Origin of the sequence: Paraburkholderia sp., from assembly GCF_036488795.1 — a bacterium.
Taxonomy (GTDB): Bacteria; Pseudomonadota; Gammaproteobacteria; order Burkholderiales; family Burkholderiaceae; genus Paraburkholderia.
The window spans coordinates 1-24733 of the sequence record NZ_DASXHA010000157.1; the positions used below are offsets into that span (position 1 = coordinate 1).

Annotated in this window: 23 protein-coding genes; 10 read left to right on the forward strand and 13 right to left on the reverse strand. The window is 59.6% G+C overall.

All coding sequences use genetic code 11. The annotated features are described in order from the left end of the window. Together VGH41_RS22630 and VGH41_RS22635 are read left to right on the forward strand one after the other, a co-directional pair. Positions 1 to 229 (forward strand): hypothetical protein (locus VGH41_RS22630; RefSeq protein ID WP_331599840.1); only part of this gene is annotated, 229 nt, incomplete at its 5' end. Positions 230 to 386: 157 nt separating this feature from the next. Beyond that, positions 387 to 1043 (forward strand): IMPACT family protein, encoded by a 657-nt coding sequence (locus VGH41_RS22635; RefSeq protein WP_414696700.1) that lies wholly within the window; start codon positions 387 to 389, stop codon positions 1041 to 1043. A gap of 9 nt (positions 1044 to 1052) precedes the next feature. Here VGH41_RS22635 and VGH41_RS22640 read toward each other — a convergent pair whose 3' ends face one another. The 4 genes from VGH41_RS22640 to aldA form a co-directional block, all read right to left on the reverse strand. Then, complete coding sequence (locus VGH41_RS22640) at positions 1053 to 2714, reverse strand: GMC family oxidoreductase (RefSeq protein ID WP_331599842.1); 1662 nt, start codon at positions 2712 to 2714, stop codon at positions 1053 to 1055. Positions 2715 to 2782: 68 nt separating this feature from the next. After that, entirely contained in the window at positions 2783 to 4000 is a 1218-nt protein-coding gene (locus tag VGH41_RS22645) for a mandelate racemase/muconate lactonizing enzyme family protein (RefSeq protein ID WP_331599843.1), read from the reverse strand. Next, positions 4001 to 5326 (reverse strand): MFS transporter, encoded by a 1326-nt coding sequence (locus VGH41_RS22650; protein WP_331599844.1) that lies wholly within the window; start codon positions 5324 to 5326, stop codon positions 4001 to 4003. It lies immediately after the preceding gene. Positions 5327 to 5487: 161 nt separating this feature from the next. Beyond that, positions 5488 to 6912: an aldehyde dehydrogenase gene (gene aldA / locus VGH41_RS22655; protein ID WP_331599845.1), complete on the reverse strand. Its 1425-nt coding sequence runs from the start codon at positions 6910 to 6912 to the stop codon at positions 5488 to 5490. A 751-nt stretch (positions 6913 to 7663) separates the two neighbouring features. Here aldA and VGH41_RS22660 point away from each other — a divergent pair. Beyond that, a complete protein-coding gene (locus VGH41_RS22660) occupies positions 7664 to 7948 on the forward strand; it encodes a hypothetical protein (protein WP_331599846.1) in 285 nt (94 codons plus the stop codon). Positions 7949 to 8051: 103 nt separating this feature from the next. Here VGH41_RS22660 and VGH41_RS22665 read toward each other — a convergent pair whose 3' ends face one another. The 4 genes from VGH41_RS22665 to VGH41_RS22680 form a co-directional block, all read right to left on the reverse strand. After that, entirely contained in the window at positions 8052 to 10454 is a 2403-nt protein-coding gene (locus tag VGH41_RS22665; protein ID WP_331599847.1) for a putative bifunctional diguanylate cyclase/phosphodiesterase, read from the reverse strand. A gap of 165 nt (positions 10455 to 10619) precedes the next feature. After that, positions 10620 to 11597, reverse strand: coding sequence for a zinc-binding dehydrogenase (locus VGH41_RS22670; RefSeq protein ID WP_331599849.1), 978 nt, complete (start codon positions 11595 to 11597; stop codon positions 10620 to 10622). A gap of 631 nt (positions 11598 to 12228) precedes the next feature. After that, positions 12229 to 12372, reverse strand: coding sequence for a hypothetical protein (locus tag VGH41_RS22675; protein ID WP_331599850.1), 144 nt, complete (start codon positions 12370 to 12372; stop codon positions 12229 to 12231). Positions 12373 to 12552: 180 nt separating this feature from the next. Beyond that, entirely contained in the window at positions 12553 to 12813 is a 261-nt protein-coding gene (locus VGH41_RS22680; RefSeq protein WP_331599852.1) for a DUF6723 family protein, read from the reverse strand. 562 nt (positions 12814 to 13375) lie between these two features. On the opposite strand from VGH41_RS22680, the gene VGH41_RS22685 reads away from it, so the two are divergent. Next, positions 13376 to 13579 carry a cold-shock protein gene (locus tag VGH41_RS22685; protein ID WP_074266313.1) on the forward strand — a complete coding sequence of 68 codons (204 nt, stop codon included), beginning with the start codon at positions 13376 to 13378 and terminating at the stop codon, positions 13577 to 13579. A gap of 92 nt (positions 13580 to 13671) precedes the next feature. Here VGH41_RS22685 and VGH41_RS22690 read toward each other — a convergent pair whose 3' ends face one another. Beyond that, positions 13672 to 14382, reverse strand: coding sequence for a lysophospholipid acyltransferase family protein (locus tag VGH41_RS22690; RefSeq protein ID WP_331599853.1), 711 nt, complete (start codon positions 14380 to 14382; stop codon positions 13672 to 13674). A gap of 330 nt (positions 14383 to 14712) precedes the next feature. On the opposite strand from VGH41_RS22690, the gene VGH41_RS22695 reads away from it, so the two are divergent. The 3 genes from VGH41_RS22695 to VGH41_RS22705 all read left to right on the forward strand — a co-directional run bounded on the left by VGH41_RS22695 (position 14713) and on the right by VGH41_RS22705 (position 16304). After that, a complete protein-coding gene (locus VGH41_RS22695) occupies positions 14713 to 15387 on the forward strand; it encodes a response regulator transcription factor (RefSeq protein WP_331599854.1) in 675 nt (224 codons plus the stop codon). A gap of 162 nt (positions 15388 to 15549) precedes the next feature. Continuing rightward, a complete protein-coding gene (locus VGH41_RS22700; RefSeq protein WP_331599855.1) occupies positions 15550 to 15819 on the forward strand; it encodes a DUF4148 domain-containing protein in 270 nt (89 codons plus the stop codon). 209 nt (positions 15820 to 16028) lie between these two features. Next, a complete protein-coding gene (locus VGH41_RS22705; protein ID WP_331599856.1) occupies positions 16029 to 16304 on the forward strand; it encodes a DUF4148 domain-containing protein in 276 nt (91 codons plus the stop codon). A gap of 340 nt (positions 16305 to 16644) precedes the next feature. On the opposite strand, the gene VGH41_RS22710 is transcribed toward VGH41_RS22705, so the two are convergent. From VGH41_RS22710 to VGH41_RS22720, 3 genes are all read right to left on the reverse strand, one after another. Continuing rightward, positions 16645 to 17325, reverse strand: coding sequence for a response regulator transcription factor (locus VGH41_RS22710; RefSeq protein ID WP_331599859.1), 681 nt, complete (start codon positions 17323 to 17325; stop codon positions 16645 to 16647). 14 nt (positions 17326 to 17339) lie between these two features. Then, a complete protein-coding gene (locus VGH41_RS22715) occupies positions 17340 to 18761 on the reverse strand; it encodes a HAMP domain-containing sensor histidine kinase (RefSeq protein WP_331599860.1) in 1422 nt (473 codons plus the stop codon). 878 nt (positions 18762 to 19639) lie between these two features. Then, entirely contained in the window at positions 19640 to 19936 is a 297-nt protein-coding gene (locus VGH41_RS22720) for a hypothetical protein (RefSeq protein ID WP_331599861.1), read from the reverse strand. Positions 19937 to 20308: 372 nt separating this feature from the next. Here VGH41_RS22720 and VGH41_RS22725 point away from each other — a divergent pair, with 372 nt between their 5' ends. The 3 genes from VGH41_RS22725 to VGH41_RS22735 all read left to right on the forward strand — a co-directional run bounded on the left by VGH41_RS22725 (position 20309) and on the right by VGH41_RS22735 (position 23879). Further along, positions 20309 to 22327: a bifunctional DedA family/phosphatase PAP2 family protein gene (locus VGH41_RS22725; RefSeq protein WP_331599862.1), complete on the forward strand. Its 2019-nt coding sequence runs from the start codon at positions 20309 to 20311 to the stop codon at positions 22325 to 22327. Positions 22328 to 22392: 65 nt separating this feature from the next. Then, complete coding sequence (locus VGH41_RS22730) at positions 22393 to 23454, forward strand: VTT domain-containing protein (RefSeq protein WP_331599863.1); 1062 nt, start codon at positions 22393 to 22395, stop codon at positions 23452 to 23454. A gap of 221 nt (positions 23455 to 23675) precedes the next feature. Beyond that, positions 23676 to 23879 (forward strand): cold-shock protein, encoded by a 204-nt coding sequence (locus tag VGH41_RS22735; RefSeq protein ID WP_074266324.1) that lies wholly within the window; start codon positions 23676 to 23678, stop codon positions 23877 to 23879. 127 nt (positions 23880 to 24006) lie between these two features. Here the strand turns inward: VGH41_RS22735 and VGH41_RS22740 are convergent, their stop codons facing one another. Continuing rightward, positions 24007 to 24651, reverse strand: coding sequence for an H-NS histone family protein (locus VGH41_RS22740; RefSeq protein WP_331599864.1), 645 nt, complete (start codon positions 24649 to 24651; stop codon positions 24007 to 24009). Between the last annotated feature and the right edge of the window lie 82 nt (positions 24652 to 24733).

Sequence of the window (24733 nt, forward strand, 5' to 3'; positions counted from 1 at the left end):
CATTGCGTTTCTGAATTTTCTTGGTGACTGGTCCTATCCTATTTACCTCTTCCATATTCCGGCGCTCATCCTGGCCATAGCCATTGGCGTCAATCGATCGATCGCTCAACTCGGGGTCGCTTTCCTTGTACCTCTGCTCGCGCTATATGTGATCGACTATCCGAGCCGAAGCCTTTTCCGGCGCAAAGCTCCCGCCCTTGCATCCACTGTCGGCACGACTACGGGTTAGGTTCTGTCGGGCGTTGTGGTGGCATTCGCCCGGCGCGGTGTTCGGCATGCTCGCGGCTTCGCGTCAGCCTGATGGCGAGATGAAAGATCCTCCTGGCGTGGTTAAACAATTGTCGCCGACGGATCCAGGCAAGTGATCAAGCCCACCACCCGCGTCAATGCAAGCACGCCGAAGCGTGACAGTTAAACTACTAACTCTATTGCTTCGATCACCGCCCATCAACGTGAGTCACACCCTTTCCACAGCAGTCTCTTCAGAACTCGAAATTCGCAAGAGCCGCTTTATCGCCCACGCCATCCCTGTCGCCGACCGCGATGCGGCAATGGTCGAACTGCGTCGTCTGCGGGAAGAGCATCCCACTGCGACGCATGTGTGCTGGGCTCTCCTCGCAGGCGGCCAGTCGGGCATGTCGGACGACGGCGAGCCGTCCGGTACTGCCGGACGGCCCATCCTCGAAGTGTTACGCCATCACGATCTGGACGGCGTGCTCGCCGCAGTGGTGCGCTACTACGGTGGCGTGAAGCTCGGCGCGGGCGGCCTCGTACGCGCTTATACGGACGCCATTGCCCGCGTCTTGCAGGCCGCGCCGCGCGTCGAACGGATTGCGCAGGCGTTGCTGACGGTGGAGATCGGTTATCCGGATGAAGCGCGCGTGCGCCGCTGGATCGAACAGGAAGCCCACACGCTAACCGACAGCGCGTATCAAATGGCCGTGCGGCTGACGATCCGCATGCCCGTCACCGCGCTCGCCGGTGCACATGAGGCATTACGCGACATGACCCAAGGGCGAGCGGCGTTCCCTGAAGAACAGTGACTTCGCGATTCAATGCGCAGCAGCCACTTCCGCTTTGGTTCGCGCTAATGCAGCCTGCGCCGTTGCGTCTTCCAGAATCATCTCCGCGCCCTTCTCCGCCACCATCAGCGTGGGCGCATTGATATTGCCGGACGTAATGTTCGGGAAGATCGACGCGTCGACCACGCGCAATGCTGTGACGCCATGCACGCGCAAGCGGTCGTCCACCACGGAGGTCTGCGCATCCGGCCCCATCGCGCACGATCCGCACAGGTGATAGATCGAACCCGACTGTTCGCGGAAGTACTGCAAAAATCCTTCGCGGCTATTCACCTGCGGTCCTGGCGAAATCTCTTCAACCGTGATGCCCTGCAGCGCAGGCGAGGCCATCACCTTACGCACCAGTTCGCATCCCTGAATGACTTCGTCGATATCCTTCTCGGTCGTCAAGGCATTGAGGCGAATCTTCGCCGCGTCCTCGACGCGGTTCGAGGCGATTTGAATCGAACCGCGGCTCGTCGGACGGCACGGATTGAAGGCCAGCAAAAAACCCGAATACGGTTCCGGCTCGAGGCTTGCCTTGCTGCTCTTCGGAATGCGATACGACAGCGGATTGAAGTAGAGCTGAAGATTAGGCTGCGCTTCTTTCGCGCTTCCCTTAAAGAATCCGCCGGACTGATTCACGCTCATCGCAAGCGGCCCCTTACGCGTCAACAAGTACTGCAACCCGAGCTTGAGCTTGCCAAGCAAGGGACGCATTTCGTCGTTCAACGTCTTCACGTTTGCACGGTAATAGAAGCTCACGCACAGGTGATCTTGCAGGTTCTGTCCGACCGCCGGCAAATCATGCACGAACGAAATGCGATGTTGTGCCAGCAACGCCTTGTCGCCCACGCCGGACAGTTGCAGCAGCTTCGGCGTATCCACCGCACCCGCGGACAGGATGACCTCGCGGTTCGCCGTAAAGGTGCGCGTGCTGCCGTTTTGCTTGACCACTACGCCGATCGCGCGCTTCGTGTCGTCGAACAAGACCTGACTCGCCAGCACCTCGCGCTCGACCGTCAGATTCTTGCGATCCAGCACCGGATGCAGATACTCAAAGCTGCTCGACGAACGTTGGCCGTTGCGTGTGCTCACATCGTAGATGCCGGCGCCTTCGAATTGCGCGCCGTTGAAATCGTCGGTGCGCTGATAGCCCGCCTGATCGCAGCCTTTGAGAAACACATGGCAGATCGGATGCACGGCATCTCTCATCGGCGAGATGCCAATCGGACCATCCGCGCCATGATATTCCGTGTTGCCGAGCGGATGCGTCTCGAGCTTGCGGAAATACGGCAGCACGTCTTTGAATGCCCACCCCTTGTTGCCAAGCGCAGCCCAATCGTCGAAATCGTGCGGCTGGCCGCGCACGTAAATCATCGCGTTGATCGAACCCGAACCGCCCTGCACCTTGCCGCGCGGGCAGTAGATGGGACGGTTGTCGAGTTCCTTTTCCGGCTCGCTGTAGTACATCCAGTTATAGGTTTCGTTGTAGTACGTCTTGGTGAAACCAACGGGAATCTTGAACCAGAACGAGCTGTCCTTGCCGCCTGCTTCGAGCAGCAGCACGGAATATTGCCCCGAGGCCGACAGGCGATTGGCAAGCACGCAGCCCGCCGAGCCCGCGCCAACAATAATGTAGTCGTAGTTCATGCTGTATCTCGCCCGACGGCGTCCGCTTCAGTGAATGCGAAAATGATTTCCAGACTCAACACTTGATCTCAACCCCTGGCCGGCGCGAGATCCTTGACGTCGGCAGGCTTTGCGGCCATCTGCAGATGCAGGCGCTCGCCCTTATACGGCGAATGTTGCCGCACGACTTCCATGTTCAACTCGACACCCAACCCCGGTTCCTGCGAAGGGATGATGTAGCCGTCTTCCCAGCGAATCGGCGTCTTGAGTACTTCAGCGTGAAAACCGCCCCACGTACCGATGCTTTCCTGAATCAGGAAGTTCGGTGTACACGCGGCGAGCTGGATGCTGGCAGCGGCGCCCACCGGGCCGTTGTAGAGGTGCGGCGCGATCTGCGCGTAATACACCTCGGCGATGCTCGCCACCTTCTTCGCTTCGAGCAGTCCGCCCACGCGCGCCACATTCAGTTGCAGGATCGACGCCGCGCCCGCTTCGAGCAGCTTGAAGAATTCATACTTGGTGGTCAGCCGTTCGCCCGCCGCGATCGGAATGCTGGTGTGCGCGGCGACTTGCGCCATCGCGCCTTCCTGGCCCGGCGGCACCGGCTCTTCGAACCACAAGGGATCGTATTTCTCGAGGCGTTTGGCGAGGCGAATCGCCGACGACGGCACCATCTGCCCGTGCGTGCCGAACAGCAGATCGGCCTTGCTGCCCACCGCTTCGCGCACACGGCGGCAAAACAGCTCGCAACGGTCGAGCACTTCCATTGACAGTTGATGGCCCGAATACGCGGTGTAAGGACCGGCCGGATCGAACTTGACTGCCGTGAAGCCACGCTTGACGTTTTCGACCGCGCATTCGGCGGCGAGATCGGGATCGTCGTAATCGTATTCGCCGCGGCTATTCTTCGGATAGAGGTACGTGTACGAACGCAGCCGCTCGTTGACCATGCCGCCCAGCAGTTCATAAACCGGCTTGCCGGCTGCCTTGCCGATGATGTCCCAGCACGCCATCTCCAGACCGCTGACGACACCCATCATGGTCAGGTCGGGACGTTGCGTGAAGCCGCTCGAATACGCTTCGCGCCACAACCGTTCAACGTGGTGCGGATCTTTGTCCTGCAAATAGCGTCCGAACACATCGTCGATGATGTGCGTCATCGCATCCGGATGAAACGTGGCCGAATAGATTTCACCCACGCCTTCGATGCCGCACGCCGTCTTCAGCTTGACGAAAATCCAGTACATGCCGCCGAGATGCGGCGGCGGTACAGCGACAACATGCGTTTCGAGCGAGACAACTTTCATTTACGCACCTTCTTTTTTGTTAAGCATGTTTCTTAGCGCGAGCGCGGCAAAGCCACCCAACGCTGCCACTGCGGCGACATAGCCGAAGTAGAGTTGATAACCAAAGACACCAGGAAACGTCTGCGTCAGATAACCGTTGATGAGAGGCAAGAAGACGTCCGGCGAATAACCGAGTACCGAGATCAAGCCAATTGCCAGTCCCATGGTTGCCACCGGCACATTGCAGCGGTCGAGCAACGACCAGTAAAGACCCCGAATCGCGTAGGTCAGAATGCCGATGAACAGCACGAGCAACACCAGCATGACGTGGCTATTGATGCCAGGCGCGGCGATCAGTCCGACCAGCGACAACGCGGCGAGAAATAGTGCAATCACCAGCACCGAAATCTTCGAATAGCGGTCGCCGAGAAAGCCACCGCCGATGCCGCCGATCGGCCGCATCCACAGCTTGAGCGTCGTGATGGTGCCGGCCATCACCACCGAGAGACCGATCGAGCCTTCGTGCAGATACGCGGAGAAGCTATACGTCGCCCAAAACACCTGATAGCCGCAGAACACGATGGCAGCCACCAGCCACAGCTCCGGAATCTTTGCCAAGGTCTTCAGATCGACCAGCACATTGCTGCGTTTGCGTGCGGCGGCGTTTGCCGCTGCTGCCGCTTTGCTCGTCTGCGGGTCCTTCACGAGTCCGAGCACGACACCTAGCGCAATGCACAGGAATGCGTACATGTAGACCACCAGCCTGAACCCCGCCGCTACTGGCTCGCCGCGTGTTTGCGTGGCCCACGCGAACAGCGTGATCGCGACAGTCGCGAGCAACGCTTCAATCAGGCCGCGGCCGCCGTCGAGAAAGCCGAAGAAGCGGCCTTGCTCGTCGGCGCCGGCGATCATCGTCACGCGCTTGATCACGGCGGCCCAGAAGGTCAGCCCGGTGGAAAGACCCCAGCCGCCGAAGATGATCATCAGCACCTGAAACGACGGCGCGGTCGAATACCACACGCCCAATACACCGGTTGCGATCAGCGAAAAACAGATCAGCAGGCGCGGCGCGATTCGGTCAGCCAACCACCCACTGGGTAAATAACTCAGCAGAAAGATCGTGCCGAGCGAGGAATACAGATAGCCGAGCTGGCTGTCGGTGATGTGGAAGACTTCCAGCATCGTCGGCTGATAGACCTGGCGCAGATAGAGAATCGGATAGATTGCGCCGGCGGCAATCACCAGCAGCAGCAACTGCACATAGCGCTGTGCCTTGGTGTCGCGTAACGCGGCTGCGTCACTGGCCAGGTCCAGCGAGACGTGGGATCGAACGGGTTGAGATGACACGGAGTGCTCCTGCGAGACACGCAAGGCGTAAGCGCGTCGATGCGCCGGCCATGTCGGGTCTCCAAATCTTTGTTATGGTTTGCAGCGTGCTTGCGCGAATCTGCGGAGGGTTGAGTGACGTGCCGCGTGAAGCGGCACGCCGGATCATGCGTAAGCGGTCTTTAGTACTTCATCACCACGAGGCGGGTTTGCGTGAATTCGAGCATGCCGTGCTTGCCGTCATCGCCACCCAGGCCCGAACGCTTCCAGCCTGCATGGAAGCCCTGATACGGATCAGCCGGTGTGCGATTCACATACAGTTCGCCCGCTTCAATACCGTTGGCAATCTTCATCGCGGTACGGTAGTTCTCGGTATAGAGCACGGAAGACAGGCCGAACTGATGATCGTTCGCCATTTCAAGCGCCTGATCGAGCGTGCTGTATTTGACGACCGGCATGATCGGACCGAAGGTCTCTTCCTGGATGATCTCCATGTCCTGACGGCAATTCGACAACAGCGTGGCCGGATAGAAGAAGCCCTGACCATCGGGCAACTGGCCGCCGGTCTCAAGCCTGGCACCTGCTTCGACGGCACGCTTGACCATCGCGTGAATGGACTGGCGCGACGCGTCGTTGACGAGCGGTCCCATCAGGGCCGGATTTTCTGCGCGGTCACCCGACTGCACGGCGCTCATATGTTGCTTGAGCAGCGCGACGAAGCGGTCATGCACGCTCTCGTGCACATAGACGCGTTCGATTGCCGTGCACAGCTGGCCGCAATGCGTGGTCTTCGACGCTACCAGTTCGCGCGCGGCTTTCTCGAGATCGGCATCCGGCTCGATGATGGCAGGCGTTTTGCCGCCCAGTTCGAGCGACGGTTTGGCAATGTTCGCCTTGCAGTATTCGAGCACCTTGCGGCCCGCGCCGACACTACCTGTCAGTGTAATCATGCCGACCTTCGGATGCGTGCAGACTGCTTCGGCCGTCGCATGGCTCATGGCCAGAATGTTGACGACGCCGGCCGGCAGTCCGGCCTTTTCTACTGCTTTGGCAATTTCGAATGCGGAAGTCGGCGTGTTATTGCTAGGACGAACCACCACGGTATTGCCGGAAATCAGTGCAGGCGCAACCTTGCGCAGGAACGTGTAGACCGGATAGTTGAACGGAATCAGGCACGCGACGACGCCAATCGGCTCGCGATGCAACACGAGGTTTTCGTCAGGCGTGTCGCTCGGAATGACTTCACCTTCGATACGGCGCGCCCATTCAGCGTGATAGCGCGTGATCTGGCCGGCGTAGATCGCTTCGCTGGTGGCGTCCGGGACGCTCTTGCCCGACTCCAGCGCGAGTGCGGCGCCGATCGCCGGCGCGCATTCGGTCAACGCGTCAGCAAGCTTGTGCAAATAGGCGCCGCGTTCCGCAGCAGGCAGCTTGCGCCACGCTTTCTGCGCGAGCGCGGCAGCGTCGACGGCGGCAAGCGCCTGTTCTCTTGAAGCACCCGACACGTGAGCAATCAGCGCTTCGGTGGCGGGGTTATAGACGGAAATGAGTTCGTCGGTGGCGGGCTCGATAAACCGGCCGTTTGAAAAATTCCGATCGCGTCGCATAGTCAATACCAGGTGGCGTAGTGCGAAAAACGCATTGCCGGCGGCTATGAGACCCATGCCACCGGAGCATGAGCCGAATTCTTGTCCGCATGACGATGGCGGGCAAGCGACTAATTTTAGAGACAAACATGCGAAAAAGTCATGTTTGGGGCGAACTGGCCGGGAGGGCAGCGAGACCGGGCATCAGGCCGAACCTGCTTGCGGTTGCAGATGGATTCGAAGTCCGCTCAATTTGGCCGCAATAGCGGCACCTGGCTTTCGAGCAACGCCTGAAGTTCGATTGGGTCGGGGCGCGTTCCCCAATTACGCGCGCCCGCTACCGACGCAATCGCAATCCACGAATTGGGTGGAAACCATTCGCGCACCACGGTGGCCCCTTGCAAGACCCGCAGACGTCCGGTTTGCGCGCAATAGTCGGCGCATAGCTGCGTTCCATCCAGCTGCGCAGTAATAAGGGGGGTTCGCGTTCGATGCATGGGCTGCTCCCGCAAGATAGGGCGTGGCACGCGTAGTGACGTTGCCCGATGGCATAGCGCTGCTAACCACGCTATCAGTGACGGCAGTGTAGGGAGGCTTCTCATTTACAGGTGAAACGCGTATGCGAGATTGGTAACGTCAAGTTACTGCCCACAGTGCGCGAGAACGAACAGATAAACAGGCGCCTGTTGACCAGCGTGCATCCGGCGCCGCGTTCGCCTCGTATATGAGGGTGACGCGACGCAATCGTGCCGCGCATTACCGGAGAACCGATATGAACAAGGCAATTCTGACCGTCGTGACGACGGGCGCCGTTGCGGCTGCGCTCTGCACGTCGAGCGTAACGTTTGCGCAAGCCGGCGGAAACGGACAAGGCGGGAACGGCGCCGGCAATGCTCATGGCGCCGCGACGGCCGGCATGACATACGGCGGCGATCCGATTTCGAGCCCATGGGTCACCAAGCCCGCCGGCTTTGCAGATAACGGCAACATGCCCGCGTCGCCGTCAAAACCCATGGCGGCCGACGACAAGACCCGCGCGCCCATGGCGCAGCAGTAACGAAGAACTCTGTGTAGTGCGTGCAAAATCGATAAGGCCGTTCTTGCAGCCTCGTGCTGCGAGCAACGGCCATCGTGCATGCGAAATTCCGTGCAACGCTTCATCACGTACGCGTCAATTCCGATGCAAGGCGAAGCGTGAGCGCATGACTCAGTTTGTCGGGCGCTTGCGGTCTGCACAAAAAGAAGCCTTGCACAAAGTCGCAATGCACATCGCGCAAAATATCCAGTTGCTGCTGTTCCTCGACGCCTTCTGCCACGACCTTGATGCCCAGTTTGCGCGACAGACCAATGATGCCTTCCACAATGGTCTGGGTGGCCGAGTCGCTGACCAGCTTCGAAGTAAACGCGCGGTCTATCTTGAGCGTATCCGGTGCAAAGTCGGCCAGATATTTGAGCGTCGAATAGCCGGTGCCGAAATCGTCGATGGCAATTCTCACGCCTAGCGATTTGAGCGCCGCGATGATCTTTTGCGCGTGATACGGATTTTCCATCAATGCCGTTTCGGTCAACTCGATTTCGAGCTTGGCGGGCGGCACGCCGAATTTATTCAAGGCCCGCTCGACCTCGCGCACGATCGCATCATCGCGCAATTGCCGTGCGGACACATTCACCGACATACCCAGATTGCACGCGCCATTACGTCGCCATTCAGCCAGCTGACCCAACGCGCTATTCAACACCCACGAGCCGACCTCTGCGATGAAGCCGGTCTCCTCGAGAATCGGCACAAACACGCCCGGCGGAATCAAACCACGTCGCGGGTGATTCCAGCGTATCAACGCCTCGGTGCTATGAATCGACAGCGTGCATGGCTCGTGAATGGTCTGGAAATGCAGCAGGAACTGGTTCGATGCGAGCGCCTCGGGCACGTCGCGCTCCAGTTCGAAGTCGCCGATCGTCTCGACGGCTTCTTTACCCGCGAACATGAAGCAATTGCGGCCCGCTTTTTTCGCGGCGTACATCGCCACATCCGCGCGCGTGAGCAGCGCTTCGTGGCAGGCGCCATGCTCCGGATAGAGCGAAATGCCGATAGATGCGGTGACGAACGTGCCTGCGCCATCGTCGCGCCCGCTGCGCGACAACTCGCCAAGCAGCCCCTGCGCGAGCGCCTCGAGTCCGGCTTTTTCCGCGATGCTGGCGACCAGCACCGCGAATTCATCGCCGCCCAGACGCGCAACGTAGGCATCATCAGGCAGCGCGCCCTTGATGACGTCGCCGATATCCTTCAGAAGATGATCGGCCGCGACGTGACCTAGCGTGTCGTTCAGCACCTTGAAACGGTCGAGGTCGACGAACATCAACCCGAACGGTATGTCGGCCGTGCAGCGCGTTTCGATTTCGCGGAACAGCGCGGCGCGATTGGCCAGCCCGGTCAGCGAATCCGTGAACGCCAGCCGGTCCAGCGTACGCAGACGTTCCTGCTCCTCAGTGATGTCTTCGGTAGTCCCAATGATGCGCAGGACCACTCCATCACTGTCGCGCACGGGGTAGCCGGTGCTGCGCAACCAGCGGATCGAGCCGTCGGGTTTCCTGATCCGGTATTCGATGCGGCCGTCCGTAGACTCGCTCACAATGCGCTGCATCTCATTGCGCAATGCATCCAGATCTTCTTCCAGGACCAGTTTCATCCAGGCCGATGCATCGCGCCGCACATCGTCCGGCGTCAGGCCGAACACCTTCGAAAAACCTGCGCTTAGATAGTGGAAATACTCGAAATTGGCGCTATACGAGTAAAACACGAGCGGCACGTGCGCTTCCATCTCCGACATGAGCTCGTTCTTCGCCTGCAATTGCGCCAGCAGATCCGTCTGGTTTGTGACGTCGAGCGACGCGCCGAGCATCGCGATGACGCGGCCGTTCTCGTCCTTGATGGGCGTCAGGCGCGTCTCCCACCATTTTGGGCGGCCTGCCGTGGTATGAGCGAGTCCGCGAAACGACGTGCGATGTCCGGACAGCGAGCCCGAAAACGCCGTGCCGGCGGCGACGCTGTCGGCACCTTTCCAGAAACCGAGCCAATCTGCGCCGATGAGCTGCGCGTGCGAGGCGGCGTCCATCAGATGCGCGCCGTACTCGGAAATACGCAGCATCCGCCCGTCGACGTCGATCAGCTTCATGCATTCGCGATTCGCGTCCAGCAGAGCAGAGGCAAGCGCGGTGGCGGCCGAAGCGCGTAAATACAGCCGCGCCAGCGAACCATAGACGAGGATCGCAACGCCCCCGCCTGCAATGAGCGCAACCCCGGCGCGCCAGCTGAGCAACGGAGCGTCCGGGTCGGCGGAGCCGCCGGGCCACCAGCGCAGCATGAGCAGGCATAGCACGCCTGCACCCGTTCCTGCCGCAAGGGCAATCAACGCGCAGCGCGCGCCCACCCGCTGATAACCGCGAAACCAGGCGAAGAAATACGACAGAAAGAGCTGATTCTGCGGCTCGCCATTATCGCTGTCCGCAGCGAGATCTTGCGCGCCGCACTTGCCGTTTGAGGGATGGACGCACGACGGTTTCAATTTGATGCCTGGTCGGTTACATGTGTCTTTCTATGCGTGATGAGTCGTCCTGCCGGGTCTCATCATGTGAGTCAGTTAACGGCACTATAGGTGGGAAATTGAGGTTCGGGGAAATCCCTGGGCGTGCGGCATCAAGACATCGACATATCGCCGAAACGCGGCGGATCAGAAACGCAGCAGGACCTTGCCCTTGCGACCCGGCTTGTCGCTTGCCGCCGCGGCCCTGGCGACATCGTCAATGTCGAAGACCGCCTCGACCGGCAGGCGCAATTCGCCCGACGCAGCAAGGCGCAGCAGATCGCCGATCATGCGCGCCCTGTCGGCGCTCGACAGGGTTTCGGACACGACCTTGGCCCAGAAACCTTTCACCGTCGCCTGCTTGAAGATGGCGTCGCCCGAACTGAGCCGCATCGGCTCGCCCGACATTGCGCCGAACGAAACCAGGGTCCCGTCCTGGCCCAGCAGGCCAAACAGATCGCCGCTTGCGTCTCCGCCTACTGAATCGACCGCGGCAACCAGCGGTGCATCGCCAGGCAACGCGCGCACATGGTCCTTCCAGCCTTCGCTTTGCGTCGACACACCATTGGCGATGCCCAACTCTTGTAGTTCCGCCACGCCCGCGTCACGGCGCACCACGTTGACCACATGGATGCCGCGCGCTTTCGCCAGCATTGCGAGCGTTTTGCCCACCGCGCCGTTCGCCGTGTTCTGGATAAACCACTGGCCCGGCTTCAGGTTCAGATATTCGAGCAACATCACCGCGCTGAGCGGCATTGCAATCAGTTGGCAGCCCGTTTCATCGTTCACGGCATCAGGCAATGGAACCACCGCACCGGCCGGTGCGATCACGTACTCGGCCCACGCTTCATAAACGCCCGCTACGACTACCCGCTGCCCAACCTTGAGGCGATCCACGCCCTCGCCAACCGCATCGATCACACCCGCGAGTTCGCTGCCGCCCACCGCCGGCAATTTCGGCTTGTAGCCGTACTGACCGCGGATAGTCCACAGGTCGTGGTTGTGAATCGGCGAAAGTGTGGATTTGATGCGAACCTGACCGGCCGCAGGCACAGGAGTCGGACGCTCCTCGACGGTCAAAACTTCTGCAGGATTGCCGAATGACGAGTGAATAGCGGTGCGCACGTTTTAGCCTCGATCGACGAATAGTTTTGAATGGCTGACACACTTGATGTCGCTCATTCTCTACCAAAGTAGATGAGTCGTCTATCAGGCCCGTGGAGACGTAGGGAGATGTAGCCGATGTCTGCACGATTGCGCGAGGCCCACACAACGTACGGGCTCCGCTTCAGGTACTGCGAACTGAGCTTCCTTCGCGGGGATGCTCAAACAGCATTGCCAGGCAGGTGAGCGAGCCCGGCATACAGCGCACGCCGGACTCACCATATTGTTGCTGATGCAACGGTATTGGATAACGCGCTACGCGTGATCAGTAATGGTCGTGATAGTGGTCATGACCGCCGCCGTCCGGAACGATAATACAAGCGCTCAGCGCGCTTCCAAGGCAGACCGCCAATGCCAGCAGTGTCAGGATTTTCTTCATACGGCACCTCAAGGGTAAGTGTTGAGGCAACTATATGGAGTGCGCATATTACCCGTGTTTTTGTGTGTAACGAAACGTGTCGCCTGATACAACAGGTTTATGCTGTTTCCTGCCGCAAGTGATGCGACCTGTGTTGTGTTTTCGGGTGGCTCGAACGGTTTATCAGCATGCCTAATCTATTTTCCACATTCGGCCTTTACGCCACCTCGTCATTCAGATGCGTGGCGAGGCGCGGCCCTCCCGGACCGGGTGATGGCTCATTGGCGGTTGGTCGGCCGTTAGCCGAATGGGATCAAAGAGACCGGTCGCGTTGAAAACCTGCTGACGATCGACGTCGAACGCGATGGTGTCGGACACACGCGGACGCACCATCTGCGCTTACGCACAATCTGGGTGGATGTAATTTGGAAAACGTTCGGCATGCCGTTTGACAGCAATCCGCCCAGGATAAACCCGCAAGGAACCCGGAAGCGTCGATGCGACCTTATTACCGCAGCGAATGCGGCGCACGGTACGTTTTACTGTTACTTCGCCCGCTCATAGCTCGGGATTGGCGAGATCGGCGGCAACAATATGCTCGCCGTACACTTGCGCGGCGGCCAGCGCTTCCATCTTCGTTGCATACGGACCCAATTCGGGGGCGCCGTCAAACGGGAAAAGCTGCCGTCCGTCGGTCTTGCGGATCACGCTCAAGACACCGAAAAAACGCCGATAACCGGCCAGCTTCGACGATGCCGAGACATGGAAATCGCCTTCGGATCGGGCTGGGACACTGGGAATGAATGGGGTCTTGCTCATACGTTGAAACAGATCGGATCACGGCGCGCCGAGCCCTGGCCACGGCGCGCACTTCAATGCAGCGTTAGTACGCTTGCCTCTGCCACGGCCCCCAGGCGGCGCCGGCGGCTCTTTCGCGAGTATAGGTCGCGCTATGGCCGGTGGGTGCCTCGGACGAATCGTCGTCGGCTTTTGCGTCAGTGGTGTGAAGCGCAAACGCCTGACACTCGTCCGTGTCAATTGTCACGCGTCCAATCGGATCCGGCGCGGTTTGCGGCGCGCCGCCCTGCGTGGACTCCAACAACGCCAGGTATGGGGTCAGACGGCCCCAAAACGAAGTCAACTCTTCCTGCAAGTAATGTGTCATGTATTTCCCGGGAGAGTGTAGCCACAGTTTAACCCACCGGTACATTACATATTCCATACACTAATTCGACGCCAGTTTGGTGCGTTAGAGCGCAATCGTAAAGATGACCATTGGCAGGTTTCTTATCAGCGTGGTACAAAGGCATTCTTCGCGTTCGGTCGCGGGGCGAAGACGCGGCATACGCGAACGCGACATTTATTTTGAATGGGTTAAAAAATGGCAACCGGTATTGTGAAGTGGTTCAATGATGCAAAAGGTTTTGGTTTCATTACGCCTGACGGCGGCGGCGAAGATCTGTTCGCACACTTCTCCGAAGTTCAGGGGAGCGGCTTCAAATCGCTGCAGGAAAACCAAAAGGTTAGCTTCGAAGTGAAGCAAGGCCCGAAGGGTAAGCAAGCGGCCAACATCACGCCGCTGTAACAGGCCGGAACAACCGTTCCCCTGCTGCAACAGATGGCCCGCCCTGGCGGGCCATTTGCGTTAGTGCTCCCCGCGGCGCCTTTGCTGCTCGCTCAAAGCTGTTGCAAGGCCGTTTTCATCCAGTCGTGCACCTGGTGGCTCAGGTCTTGTTGCGAGGTATCGCGCGACGAAAACGCCGGGCCGACCACCACCCGGATATGCCCCTTCTCAACCGGCCATCCCTTTGCCGGCCAGACTGCACCCGCGTTATGCACCGCCGGAACCACCGGCGCACCGGTCGCGCAAGCGAGGCGAACGCCGCCCGACGTGAGCCTGAGCGGTGCATCGTGCGCTACGCGCGTCCCTTCGGGAAATATCACCACCACGTCTCCCTTCGCGAGCCGCTTCGCGCACTCCTGTGTCACCGCCTGATGCGCCTGGCGCGGCGAACCGCGGTTGAGGCTGACCATGTCGAGACCGCGCAGTACCCAGCCGAAAAACGGAATGCGCAGCAGATCCTCCTTGAACACGAAACTGATACGGCGCGGGAACAGCGCAAGAAACGCCAGTGTTTCCCACGTCGATTCATGGCGGCACAGAATGATGAACGGTTCCTTCGGCAGGTGCTCGAGGCCCTCGACAGAGGCGGTAACACCCGGCAGCCAGCGCATCCAGCCGACCAGTGCACGGCACCATTGCGCGGCCAGCCAGTAGCGCCCGGCTCGCCCGACAAACGGAAAAAGAAGCAGGATCACGGCGGAATAGAGCGTTCCACTGCCAAGCAGGCAGACAATGAACAGCCATTTGATCAACTTGGAACGCATGGAGTGCCGAATGAATGAGAAATTGAAGCGGAGGGGTTTCTGCGCGGCCTGCACAGGTTGCGCGGAGATTGCGCGTGAGGCCCGCGCTTAGGTGCAATGTGTTCACGCCTCACGATACGACAGTCGCCTGGCGGCGGCCACGCTCACGCGCGACAGCCCTGTTGCCTCACGAACCTCGAGCTAGTCTGACACAAATAAATATTTCATAGCGTCTTGCTCAGCGCGACTCGCCATCTGAGTGTCATGAATGTCATTTCATGGTTTCGATGTTGCCCACTCCATCGCCAGACGGTAACGTCCTAGGCACCTTGCAGCCGGCACCGATGAGTCATGTCCAAAGTCCTGTCCGTGGAAGACGACGAATTGATGGTCCACGAGATTCTGAGCTCCTTGACCCAGCCACGCTTTGAGGTCGACGTGGCGCGCTGCGGACGCGAAGGCATCGCGAAGGTGATGGCGCGAAACTACGATCTGGTGACGCTGGACCGCACGCTTCCCGACATGGACGGCCTCACGATCCTCAACGCGATGCGCAGTGCCGGCATCGACACTCCGGTGTTGCTGGTGAGCTCGATATCGAACGTCGACGAGCGGGTCCGTAGCCTGAGAGCGGGTGGCGACGACTACCTCATCAAGCCATTCGCGCGCGAGGAGATGATGGCGCGCGCCGAAGTATTGTTGCGACGCACGACACCGCTCGAATCAACCGAAACCCGGCTTCACGTCGGCGATCTCGAACTCGATCTGATCAAACGCAAAGCGAATTATCGCGGGCAGGAACTCGACCTCCAGCCCACTGAGCTGAAAGTGCTGGAATACCTGATGCGCCACCCCGGTCAGGTGCTCACACGCACCATGATTTTCGAAGGCGTCTGGGGTTGCCATTTCGATCCGGGCACTAACCTGATCGACGTCCACATGGGTCGCTTGCGCAAGAAAATTTGCGTGGCCGGCGAGCATCCGTCAATCCGGACGGTCAGAGGGTCCGGATACCTGCTCGACTAGGGTTTTGCGGCGGATGCTGCGCCTCTGTGATTAAAAATCTCTTCACTTTCATGCTCGCGTTGCGATAGGCCCACCTCTCTATTCTGCTCCTTACCGAGACGCGCATCGCACAGTGCGGTACGGCCCGGACCTACCCTACCTCTTCCGCATGAAGGAGCAGTCATGAAAGTCATCCAGATCGCCGCTTTGCTTGGCATTCTCGCAACCAGCTCGGCTTTCGCCCAAAGCAACCCCGCATCGTCGAACACGGCTACCCCGTCCTCGACCCTGGTTGCCGCGTCAGACGTAACATCGCAAGCCGGTACGTGGGTCCCGCCGTATGGTCAAGCCGTTGCGCCGAAAACCCGCGCCCAGGTCTACGCCGAGCTGGTCGAGGCGGAGAAAGACGGACAACTCGCGTACCTGAACAGCACGGTGTACGCACACCCGTAAGCACTTCGTTCGAGCAGGTGCCGTCGAATGTAGGGGCTCGGACGAAGTGGAATCGCATGGTGCGCAGACCACTTCAAGCCATTCCATTCGATCTGCCTTTTCGACCATTATTTAGGCATGCGATTTAACCGCAAAATCCAGCGACATCCGAGTTCTCGATGCGCTCCGCGGCCATCGCGCCCTACACATCATATCTAGAGGAACACATCATGAAAATCACGATGATCGCCGTTTTGATCGGTCTCGCCGCGAGCAGTTCCGCATTTGCCCAAACGATGCCGGGTTCGAGCAACCCGAATCAGGGTGCAAGTTCTTCCACGCAACTGAGCGCAGCCTCGACACTTGACCAGAGCGGGCAATGGGTAGCGCCTTACGGTCAAGCGGTGGCTAGCAAGACCCGGGCACAGGTGGATCAGGAACTCGTCCAGTCGGAGCAGGACGGTCAGCTTTCCTACCTGGACAAAACACTCTACGCGCATCACTGATACGTCATACCCAACTCATCAACATCATGAAACAGAAGCCACAGAAACCGTCTCGCTCGCCGTGGTTACGGCGAGCGCTGTATGCGCTTGCTTGCGTCGCGCTCACGAGCTGCGCGTCGCTGCACGGAACGCCTAACGGGCCAGGCGACTGCGTCGGACCGCCAGACTTCTGCACGCCGTTCTTCGGTTCATAGTAGTGGCCTTGCAACAGGTCCGTGCAATGAGGTAATGCAGGCATCCGCAACGCGCGATCGGCTGCGCCTCACAGGACCTGCATTCTCTCCCGCGTATCTCTCTTCGTAGTCCCTTCATGCTGCTGGTGCACGCAACCCCTTAGCCTTCAGCATGCTGCCAATTGATAGCCGAACCGGCTAATGGTCTCGACGCGGGCCCTGAAGCCATTCAGTTCCAGCTTTCGCCGCAAACGTGAGACCACCAGATTGACGCTGGAAGGATCCACATCCTCCTTGTCCGCCCACGCATAGCGAATCAATTGATCTCGCGCCACCGGTGCATTCGCCTGCCGCAGCAAGCATTCAAGCAGCAGATACTCGCGCTTGGTCATCAAGACGCGCTTGCCATCCTCGACCAGATCTCGCGTGAGCGGGTCCAGTCGCAACATGGGCGTGTCGAGCGGCGCCGTGCCGGATCGCGCCGCCGATGCGCGCCGCAGTGCCAGCATGCGCTCCTGCATTTCCAGAAAAGAGTAAGGCTGCACGAAGCAGGCGTCAGCGCCCGCACGTAATATTCGGGCGCGCTCGTTCGCGGTGCCGCTTGCGAGCGCAACGATCACTGCCGGCGCGTGAGGCAATCGCGACAACTCGGCCAGCGCATCGAATAGCGCCGTAAGCATGTTCATACCCAGGGTGGCGACGACAATTGCATCGAAATCCTCGTGCGAAGCGAGGTAGAGCGCATAGCGCAGGTTGTCCGCGGCATGCACGCTGTGCGCGCTTTCTCTAAACGCCTTATGGAGGTAGACCGTCTCTGTTTCAGAGGACGAAACCAGCAAAATTCTCATCTAGCTCTTATGACCTACTGCAAGTTGTGTGGCCAGCAATTGATCGTGATGGTCGTTCCTCGATCCTCGCCGCCAATGCGAAGCTCAAAGTCATGCAGCCGGATGATTGCCGAAACGATACCCAGTCCAAGGCCCGTTCCCGGCACATGGCGAGTCTTTTCGATGCGATAGAAGCGGTTCAGCACGGCGTGCCGCTCGCTGACCGGAATGCCGGGGCCGTTGTCGGCAATCACGAGTTGCGCTCCCGACTCGCATGAACGCAACATGACGCTCACTTCGCCGCTCTCTGGCGCGAATTTGATCGCGTTGTCGAGCAGGTTGCTAAACGCCTCGAACAGGAGTGCACGGTCGGCATGAACCGGTTCGACTGAATCTGTGCTCGACAGCAAACGAATCGACTTTTCTTCGGCGAGCGGCAAATAGAGATCGCACAGTTCGTCGACGAGTGTCTGCAACATGACCTCGTCGAAACCGCTGCGACGTTGCAAAGCACCGATTTCCGAAATCCGCAGCATCGCACCAAACCGGTCAAGAATGGAGTCGGCTTCGGTGCGGGCACTGGCAATCAGGCCCGCGGTTGTCTCATCTCCACTGGTACGCACCCGCTCCGCGAGATTGGCCAGTTGCAGGCGCAGACGCACGAGGGGCGTGCGCAGGTCGTGTGCGATGCCATCGCAGGCCCCCTTGACTTCGTTCATCAGCCGCTCGACTTCATCGAGCATGTGATTGACGAGATGCGAAAGCATGTCCAGTTCATCCCGGCCGCCAACCGGCAAGCGTTGCGCCAGATCTCCGTTGGCAATGCGGATCGTCACGCGCCGCATGTCGGAGACGCGTCGCATCTGTCGAAGACTGAGCAATATGCCGGTGGCGAGACTGACCACCAGACACAAGATGCCGCCGCCGATCAATGCCTTGGTGAGTTCTTCGCGCACGTGCCGTACATCGGACAGATTCCGGCCTATGACGAGCATCAGGCCGTTGTCGCGAATCTCTCCCATCACGCGCACAGTCGGCCTTGACGATTCTTGCTCGAGTACCAGCGTGCGGCCAAATTGCGACACCAGGGAGTCGCCTTGGTGAGCGAACTTGAGACCGCTGGGGACGTTCGGGATATCGCCGGCAAGCTCTTGACCGTCGGGGGTAAACAGACCGTAATAGTTCGTATGGCCGTTTTCACGCTCAAGCCTTCGTCCGATCACGGACGCGATCCGGTCGTCGCTCTTTGAATCGAAGTAACGGATTTGCCAACGGATCGCACTGTCGGCTTCACGCTCCATGGCCGCGCCCACGGAGTATTCGAGGAAACCCAGCAGCGCCATGAACGAGATAGAAAAGATTGCGGCGTACGCCGACAACCATCGAAACGTTGTCGTATGCCACCGCTGACCCGGGCGATGCGTTGAAGTCGTCCCCGGGATTGCTGTGGAGATCATGGGTCCCTGCGCTTTTCCAACATCCAGAGCGGACACGTTCATCGGCTCCTCGCCTGTTGATGCGATATGAAGCTGAACGACCGAAAGCGTCGCGCAAGGTGCATCGACCCGCGCGTAGCAAACCGAAAGCAGTTACATACCGACGCGTTCAGCGTTGCCGGTTTCGTCAGGTGTCTTCTGGACATGCGCTTCTGGTCGGATTCGCCACGGTCTCGGCATCATATCCCTGAGCGAATAAATAGCAGGCCGCACAAAGATGAAAAACCCGTCACGTTCGCGCCGCAAATGACATGTTGGTCAGAGCGCTCTACGTTGTGCAATCCGGCTGTAAGTGTGTTCGATGTCACGGTAGCCGCGTAGGCGGTGTCCCGCCGCGTTGGTAGTGAAGTCAAAGCCTTCATCGATAAGACCATACGACGTGACGCTATTCTGGGCATGTGCGACGTTGCACAGCACTAACGCGGACCACAGTCCGGCTAAGCACGTTTTCTTCATTGGTTCTTTACCTGTTCATCGTGTCGAGGAATCTGCTTTTTTTATCTGCATTCATCTACGCTCTTTGGCGCCAAGCCGTTGCTGACGGCAACGACATGAAACTGCAGGCGAAGTTTAAGTAGCCAGTTCCTCTGGGGAGCGCGGCGCGCCCGAAACTCAGACTTTCAACAGGTGCAAGTACGGCGCAAGACATGACGCTGCCTTTAAGCAGGTGGCTTTAAGCGGGGATTGATGAAAAGAAAAGGCGTTTTTTAAGGCTGACAGTTGTCGTGCTGGAACGACAGCACGTCACGCCACCCAGCGCGTTGCAGCGCAATGCCATGACGGCATCGCGCTGCAACGCGCTGTTCTGACGGCGCCGTGGATCTTTTGCGGAATCCGCCTCAATGACCGCGATAAATGTTGCAGTGCGGCGCAAAAGTGCAGCGCGGGCCGCCCGCCTGTCCTTGTGTATCGGCCGTACCGCCGTAAGATGTATTGGCGAATGCGCCCGAAGGTCCTTTGTCGGACTGGACGCTATCGCTGTACCGCATGTCTGTAGCAGATTGCGCGGACTCGTTTGCGTTTTGCTCGAATATTGCACGACCCGGCGATTGCATATCCATCCCTTGCCCGTTCGTCGCGCCAGCTGCCAGCAGCAGCCCTGCACCTGCCGCCGTCAATACAAAAAGCGTTTTCATTTCGTTCCTCCTCGCAGCGGAACTCATTGCCTGAGCCCGTTGCCCGCCAGACCGCAGAGTTGCATGCCGGTCTGCACGCCGGCTTGCCGACCCTGGGTTGCCTGCCAACTTCGAACGTCGACACACGACCGCAGCGCGCGTCACGCGAGCCGGTCTCGAAGCTCCGGTTCGGCGCAGATCATGGCCACGCTGCAACTTCGTTATAGGTCAAGTTCGCAAGACGTCAACGAAGCAGCCCCCGGGCCCGTTCAATGCGACCTGGTGCCAGGTAAGGTTATATTTCGATATGGCGCGAAATTCGAATCCGGTGAGGCGAATGAGCGGTCCCGAGCGTATTCATTGGCGCATATCACTGGAGTGCCGGAGAGGTAGATGGAGCACGCGTACGTTCACCTGTTGCATCTGCTGGGCGGCCATGCGGGATGGACGCTGGCGGTGGTGTTTCTCGCGGCGTTCCTCGAAGCCGTTGCTGTCATCGGCACCTTCATTCCCGGCAGCACCGCCATGTTTCTGGCGGGCGCGCTGGCCGGCACCGGCTCGCTCAATCTAGGCTGGCTATTTGTATGCGCGCTGATCGGCGCGATTGCCGGTGACGGCATCAGTTACTGGCTTGGGCGTCGCTATCGCGACATGCTCGTGCAACTGTGGCCATTCAGTACGCATCCGCAAATCCTCGCAGCGGGGCATCAATATTTCAAACGGCATGGCGCGCGTAGTGTGGTGTTCGCGCGCTTTATTGCGCCGGTGCGGGCCATTGTGCCGGTCATCGCAGGCATGATGGGCATGACGCCGACGCGCTTTTACGCCATGAACATCCTGTCGGCTCTGCTGTGGGCACCGGCTCATATTCTGCCGGGCGTCGTGTTCGGAGCTTCGTTGCAACTCGCCGGCGCGGTGTCGTTTCGTCTGGTTGCCGTCATTGCGATTCTGGCCGCGATTGCGTGGCTCAGTTTTCGCATCATGCGTGCGATCATTTCGCGCGCCCATGCCTGGGCGGTTGCGTCGCACAAGCGGCTGGTCGACTGGGCACACTGTCACGAAGGTCGCTTTGCGGGGCTCGTCGTGCAGGCGGTAAGTCCGGAGCGGCCGGCGATGAGCGTGGTTGCCGCCATCTCGGCGCTGGTGCTTTTGTTTGCGGGCGTCTTCTTTAGTCTGTTCAAACGGGTCGCCAGCGGCGATCCACTGGTACAGGTTGACCGGTCCGTCTATCGCTTTCTGCAATCCATCCATTCCACGTGGGCCGATAGTGTGATGTCCGGTCTTTCGACCTTAGGCAGTGTATTGACACTGACCGTTGTGGTGACAACCGTTATCGTATGGATGACTTATGAACGCCGCTGGCTTTCCGTGGCCTATTGGCTGGCTGCGGTCGTCTTCTCGCAACTGCTGATCTTCGCCATTCAACTGACGGTGCGGCGTTCGCCGATGGACTATGGCGGCCCGGACGTCTATGCGTTTCCAAGCAATCACGTTGCCGCCAGCGCAATCGTCTATGGCTTCCTTGCGTTTCTGCTGGCACGGCGGGTCGGCAGAGTTCAAGGCATTCTGGTGACCACTGTGGGCACGGCGATTGTCGTCGCCGTCGCGTTCGCCGGGCTTTACTTCGGCCGTTTTGCGTTTTCCGATGCCGTAGGTGGCGCGGCTTTCGCGGCCATCTGGATCGCCGTCGTCGCGCTCACTGCCGTCTGGAGAAATCCGCAGCCACCTGCGGCGCGCGCGTTCATGCCCGCCGTGATTCTGGTGATAATCGGCGCAAGCGCCCTGGTGCAAATCGCCTTTAACCCGGCTCCGTCCAGTTCGTCGTTCGACGCGCAACACCGAACCGTTGTCGTAAGCGAAGCTCAATGGACCGATTCGCTCTGGAAAACTTTTCCCTGTTACCGGTCCGATATGGCCGGCGACCGCCGGGAGCCGATCACGGTGCAATGGTCTGCGACGGTCGAACAGATCCGCATGCAGTTGCGCGATCGCGGCTGGGATGAAGGCCCCCGGGTCTCCGCGCGTTCGCTGCTCTCCCTGGTATCGCCGGACGCCGCGGCCAGCGAGTTACCCGTTTTGCCGAAGCTTGATAACGGTGAACCGTCGACGCTGGTCTTTACGCGGCCGCGCGAGAATCGCGAGGAACGAGATGTGCTGCGCTTCTGGCCGACAGGTTACGCGATCGAGCGCAAAGGCAGCGCGCCCGCCACGCCAATCTGGCTCGGTTCGCTGGTGCATGAACGGCTCGGCCGGCCATCATGGCCGTTTAACATGTTGCGTCCTGACAAGCAGATCGATCCGTTGATCTCCTCCGTGGACGGACATTCAAATGCATGGCGCGAACTCGAGATTTCGAGCAGCGCCGGATGCGAAGGCGTTCGCGTCACACTCATCGATTCGAACGTAAAATGAAAGACCGCTAAAGAGCACGCCCTGCCGCTGTCGCGACCGTTGCCCCGACCTCAGGAGGTCTGCAATTGATCGAGTTTCCGCATTCGGAGATTTCAACCTGGGGCGGCGCCATTGTCTTTTTGAACGTCCTGCTGACACGCCTCGGCGTGCCAATACCTGCTGTCCCGGTACTGCTTTATGCCGGCTCTGCCATTGCCAGCGGCGCCCTGTCGTTCTGGTATGTACTGCCCGCTGCCGTGCTGGGCGCGCTGATCGGCGACGGCATCTGGTTCGCCGCCGGACGCATTTACGGCCAACGCCTCATCAATGCGCTTTCGCGGCGCTCTATGGCAGTCGGCACGCATGTGCGGACCGCGCGCGGCCTGTTCGAACGATTTGGCGCACCCATTGTGTCGGCGTCCAAATTCATCCCGGGCCTGGCCATTGCCACCCCGCCTCTGATGGGCACGACCCGCGTGGACCCGAAAATCTTCGCCGCCTGGGATCTGTTGGGCGCGGTGGCGTGGGCGACCTTCTGGCTGACCGGGGGCGCCCTGTTCGACCGGCAGCTTCGCCTGTTCGTGGTCGAGGTCAGATCGCATGGCGCAACCGTGATCGACCTGGTGCTCGGCCTGTCGCTTCTCTATTTCATTTATCGCTGCATTCAGCGCTGGCGCTTTAGACGCTGGATGGCGCGAGTCAAGATCACGCCTGAACAACTCGAGGCGACATTGCGCACCGAATCGCCACCGGTCATTCTGGACGCGCGGCCGGAGTCCGCCGTTACGGATGACACGCACCGGATTCCCGGCGCCCGGCGGTTCGACCCGGGTTCGCAGGCGGACATCGAAGAGGCGCTCCCCGGCGAAAGTCGCGTGGTGTATTGCGTCTGTCACGACGACGCGACGGCCATGCGGATCACCCAGCATATGCGCCGCAAAGGGTTTACGCGCATACGCGCCCTCAAGGGCGGGCTCGACGCGTGGGCGCGCCGCGGGTATGCGTTTGACCCATTGCCCTCACAGGCGAATGCGGACGCGCTTCACGCGCGAGTGCAAAGCTTGCGCACCGAGACGGAAGCCGTGACGCTGCGCGCGGTCGCGCCGCGCAAAAGGGCCTCCGGCAAACCCCGCCGACGAGTCGCTTGACCAGACCGAACGGTCGCGGTCATTTTGTCCGGCGAAGCGATTCCGCCTGTCAAAACGCCCGATAACCCGCAATTCAACCCTCTTTTGCGAGATCTTTAGATCCACGCAGTAACTGCCCTGGTTGTAGATTGTCATTTCTCTGTGGTACAAAGAATGGCCGCGCGAAGCCAGATACCGGCCGCGCGGCACTAACACAACGTCTTTTTGGAAAAATCAGGAAAATGGCAACAGGTACAGTGAAGTGGTTTAACGATGCAAAGGGCTTTGGTTTCATTACGCCGGACGGCGGCGGTGAAGATCTGTTCGCGCATTTTTCTGAAGTCCAAGGAAGCGGCTTCAAATCGCTGCAGGAAAACCAGAAGGTCAGCTTCGAAGTGAAGCAAGGCCCGAAGGGCAAGCAAGCGGCTAACATCACGCCGCTGTAATTAGCCGGAACAGTCGTTTCCGCTAAAAATGATGGCCCGCCTAGGCGGGCCATTGTTGTTTTTACGCGTCGGTTTTACCTTCGGCTCGACGTCAGCCTTCGACCTTTCCCGACGCGCCGTCGCGCAGTCAGATCGCCGACACGCTTGCCGCGGCTTTCGCGGCCGCACTCTTTCTACCTGCTGCTTTCTTCGCGCCAGCGCGTTTGCTTGCCGGGGCCTTGGCGCGCACCGTCTTGCCGGTCACCGCCTTTCTTGCCACCGACGCCTTCTTCGCTACCGTCTTCTTTGCTGCCGCTTTTTTAGCCGGCGCCCGCTTGGCCACGGCTTTCTTAACCGCCGCTTTCTTTGCCGAGACCTTCTTTGCCGAAACCTTCTTCACAGCCTTCGCGACTTTGCTAGCGCCGTTGCCTTCCAGCGCAGCCGTCGCTCCATTGATCAAAAAGCGCGTGCGGTCTTTCGCGTCCTTGATCCATGCTGGCGGCCTCGCATGGCCGCTCCATGTTGCGCCTGTTTTGGGATCTCTGTACTTGGGCGGCAGTTTGCCTTTAGCGCCGGCACTCGTCTTTGCGACGCCGTTGGCCTTAAGACGTTTGCCGAATCTGGCGTCCCGTTTTGCCTTGGCACGAATCTCGATGTCGGTGGTGGTTAAACCATGCTTGAGCATGATGTCCCGAATCTGATCGACCGCAGCTTGAGCCCGCCTGGCAAGCAGCGCTTCCGCTTGCAATTGCAGTTTCTTCATACGGGTCTGGATTTGTTCGAGTGTGGCCATGACCGCCTCCTTGTGTGAGTGCAATGCTCGAACTATGCCATGAGCGCGCTAGCAAATGCTATGACTTCTCGCTTAAAGGGCC

Bases quoted from the DNA above. Each gene is read 5' to 3' on its own strand.
- VGH41_RS22725 (WP_331599862.1), top strand. From the start codon at position 20,309: ATGGAGCACGCGTACGTTCACCTGTTGCATCTGCTGGGCGGCCATGCG.
- aldA (WP_331599845.1), bottom strand. From the start codon at position 6,912: ATGCGACGCGATCGGAATTTTTCAAACGGCCGGTTTATCGAGCCCGCC.
- VGH41_RS22680 (WP_331599852.1), bottom strand. From the start codon at position 12,813: ATGAGCAAGACCCCATTCATTCCCAGTGTCCCAGCCCGATCCGAAGGC.
- VGH41_RS22635 (WP_414696700.1), top strand. From the start codon at position 387: ATGCAAGCACGCCGAAGCGTGACAGTTAAACTACTAACTCTATTGCTT.
- VGH41_RS22690 (WP_331599853.1), bottom strand. From the start codon at position 14,382: ATGCGTTCCAAGTTGATCAAATGGCTGTTCATTGTCTGCCTGCTTGGC.
- VGH41_RS22710 (WP_331599859.1), bottom strand. From the start codon at position 17,325: ATGAGAATTTTGCTGGTTTCGTCCTCTGAAACAGAGACGGTCTACCTC.
- VGH41_RS22740 (WP_331599864.1), bottom strand. From the start codon at position 24,651: ATGGCCACACTCGAACAAATCCAGACCCGTATGAAGAAACTGCAATTG.
- VGH41_RS22715 (WP_331599860.1), bottom strand. From the start codon at position 18,761: ATGATCTCCACAGCAATCCCGGGGACGACTTCAACGCATCGCCCGGGT.
- VGH41_RS22720 (WP_331599861.1), bottom strand. From the start codon at position 19,936: ATGAAAACGCTTTTTGTATTGACGGCGGCAGGTGCAGGGCTGCTGCTG.
- VGH41_RS22700 (WP_331599855.1), top strand. From the start codon at position 15,550: ATGAAAGTCATCCAGATCGCCGCTTTGCTTGGCATTCTCGCAACCAGC.
- VGH41_RS22735 (WP_074266324.1), top strand. From the start codon at position 23,676: ATGGCAACAGGTACAGTGAAGTGGTTTAACGATGCAAAGGGCTTTGGT.
- VGH41_RS22695 (WP_331599854.1), top strand. From the start codon at position 14,713: ATGTCCAAAGTCCTGTCCGTGGAAGACGACGAATTGATGGTCCACGAG.
- VGH41_RS22705 (WP_331599856.1), top strand. From the start codon at position 16,029: ATGAAAATCACGATGATCGCCGTTTTGATCGGTCTCGCCGCGAGCAGT.
- VGH41_RS22660 (WP_331599846.1), top strand. From the start codon at position 7,664: ATGAACAAGGCAATTCTGACCGTCGTGACGACGGGCGCCGTTGCGGCT.
- VGH41_RS22645 (WP_331599843.1), bottom strand. From the start codon at position 4,000: ATGAAAGTTGTCTCGCTCGAAACGCATGTTGTCGCTGTACCGCCGCCG.
- VGH41_RS22685 (WP_074266313.1), top strand. From the start codon at position 13,376: ATGGCAACCGGTATTGTGAAGTGGTTCAATGATGCAAAAGGTTTTGGT.
- VGH41_RS22640 (WP_331599842.1), bottom strand. From the start codon at position 2,714: ATGAACTACGACTACATTATTGTTGGCGCGGGCTCGGCGGGCTGCGTG.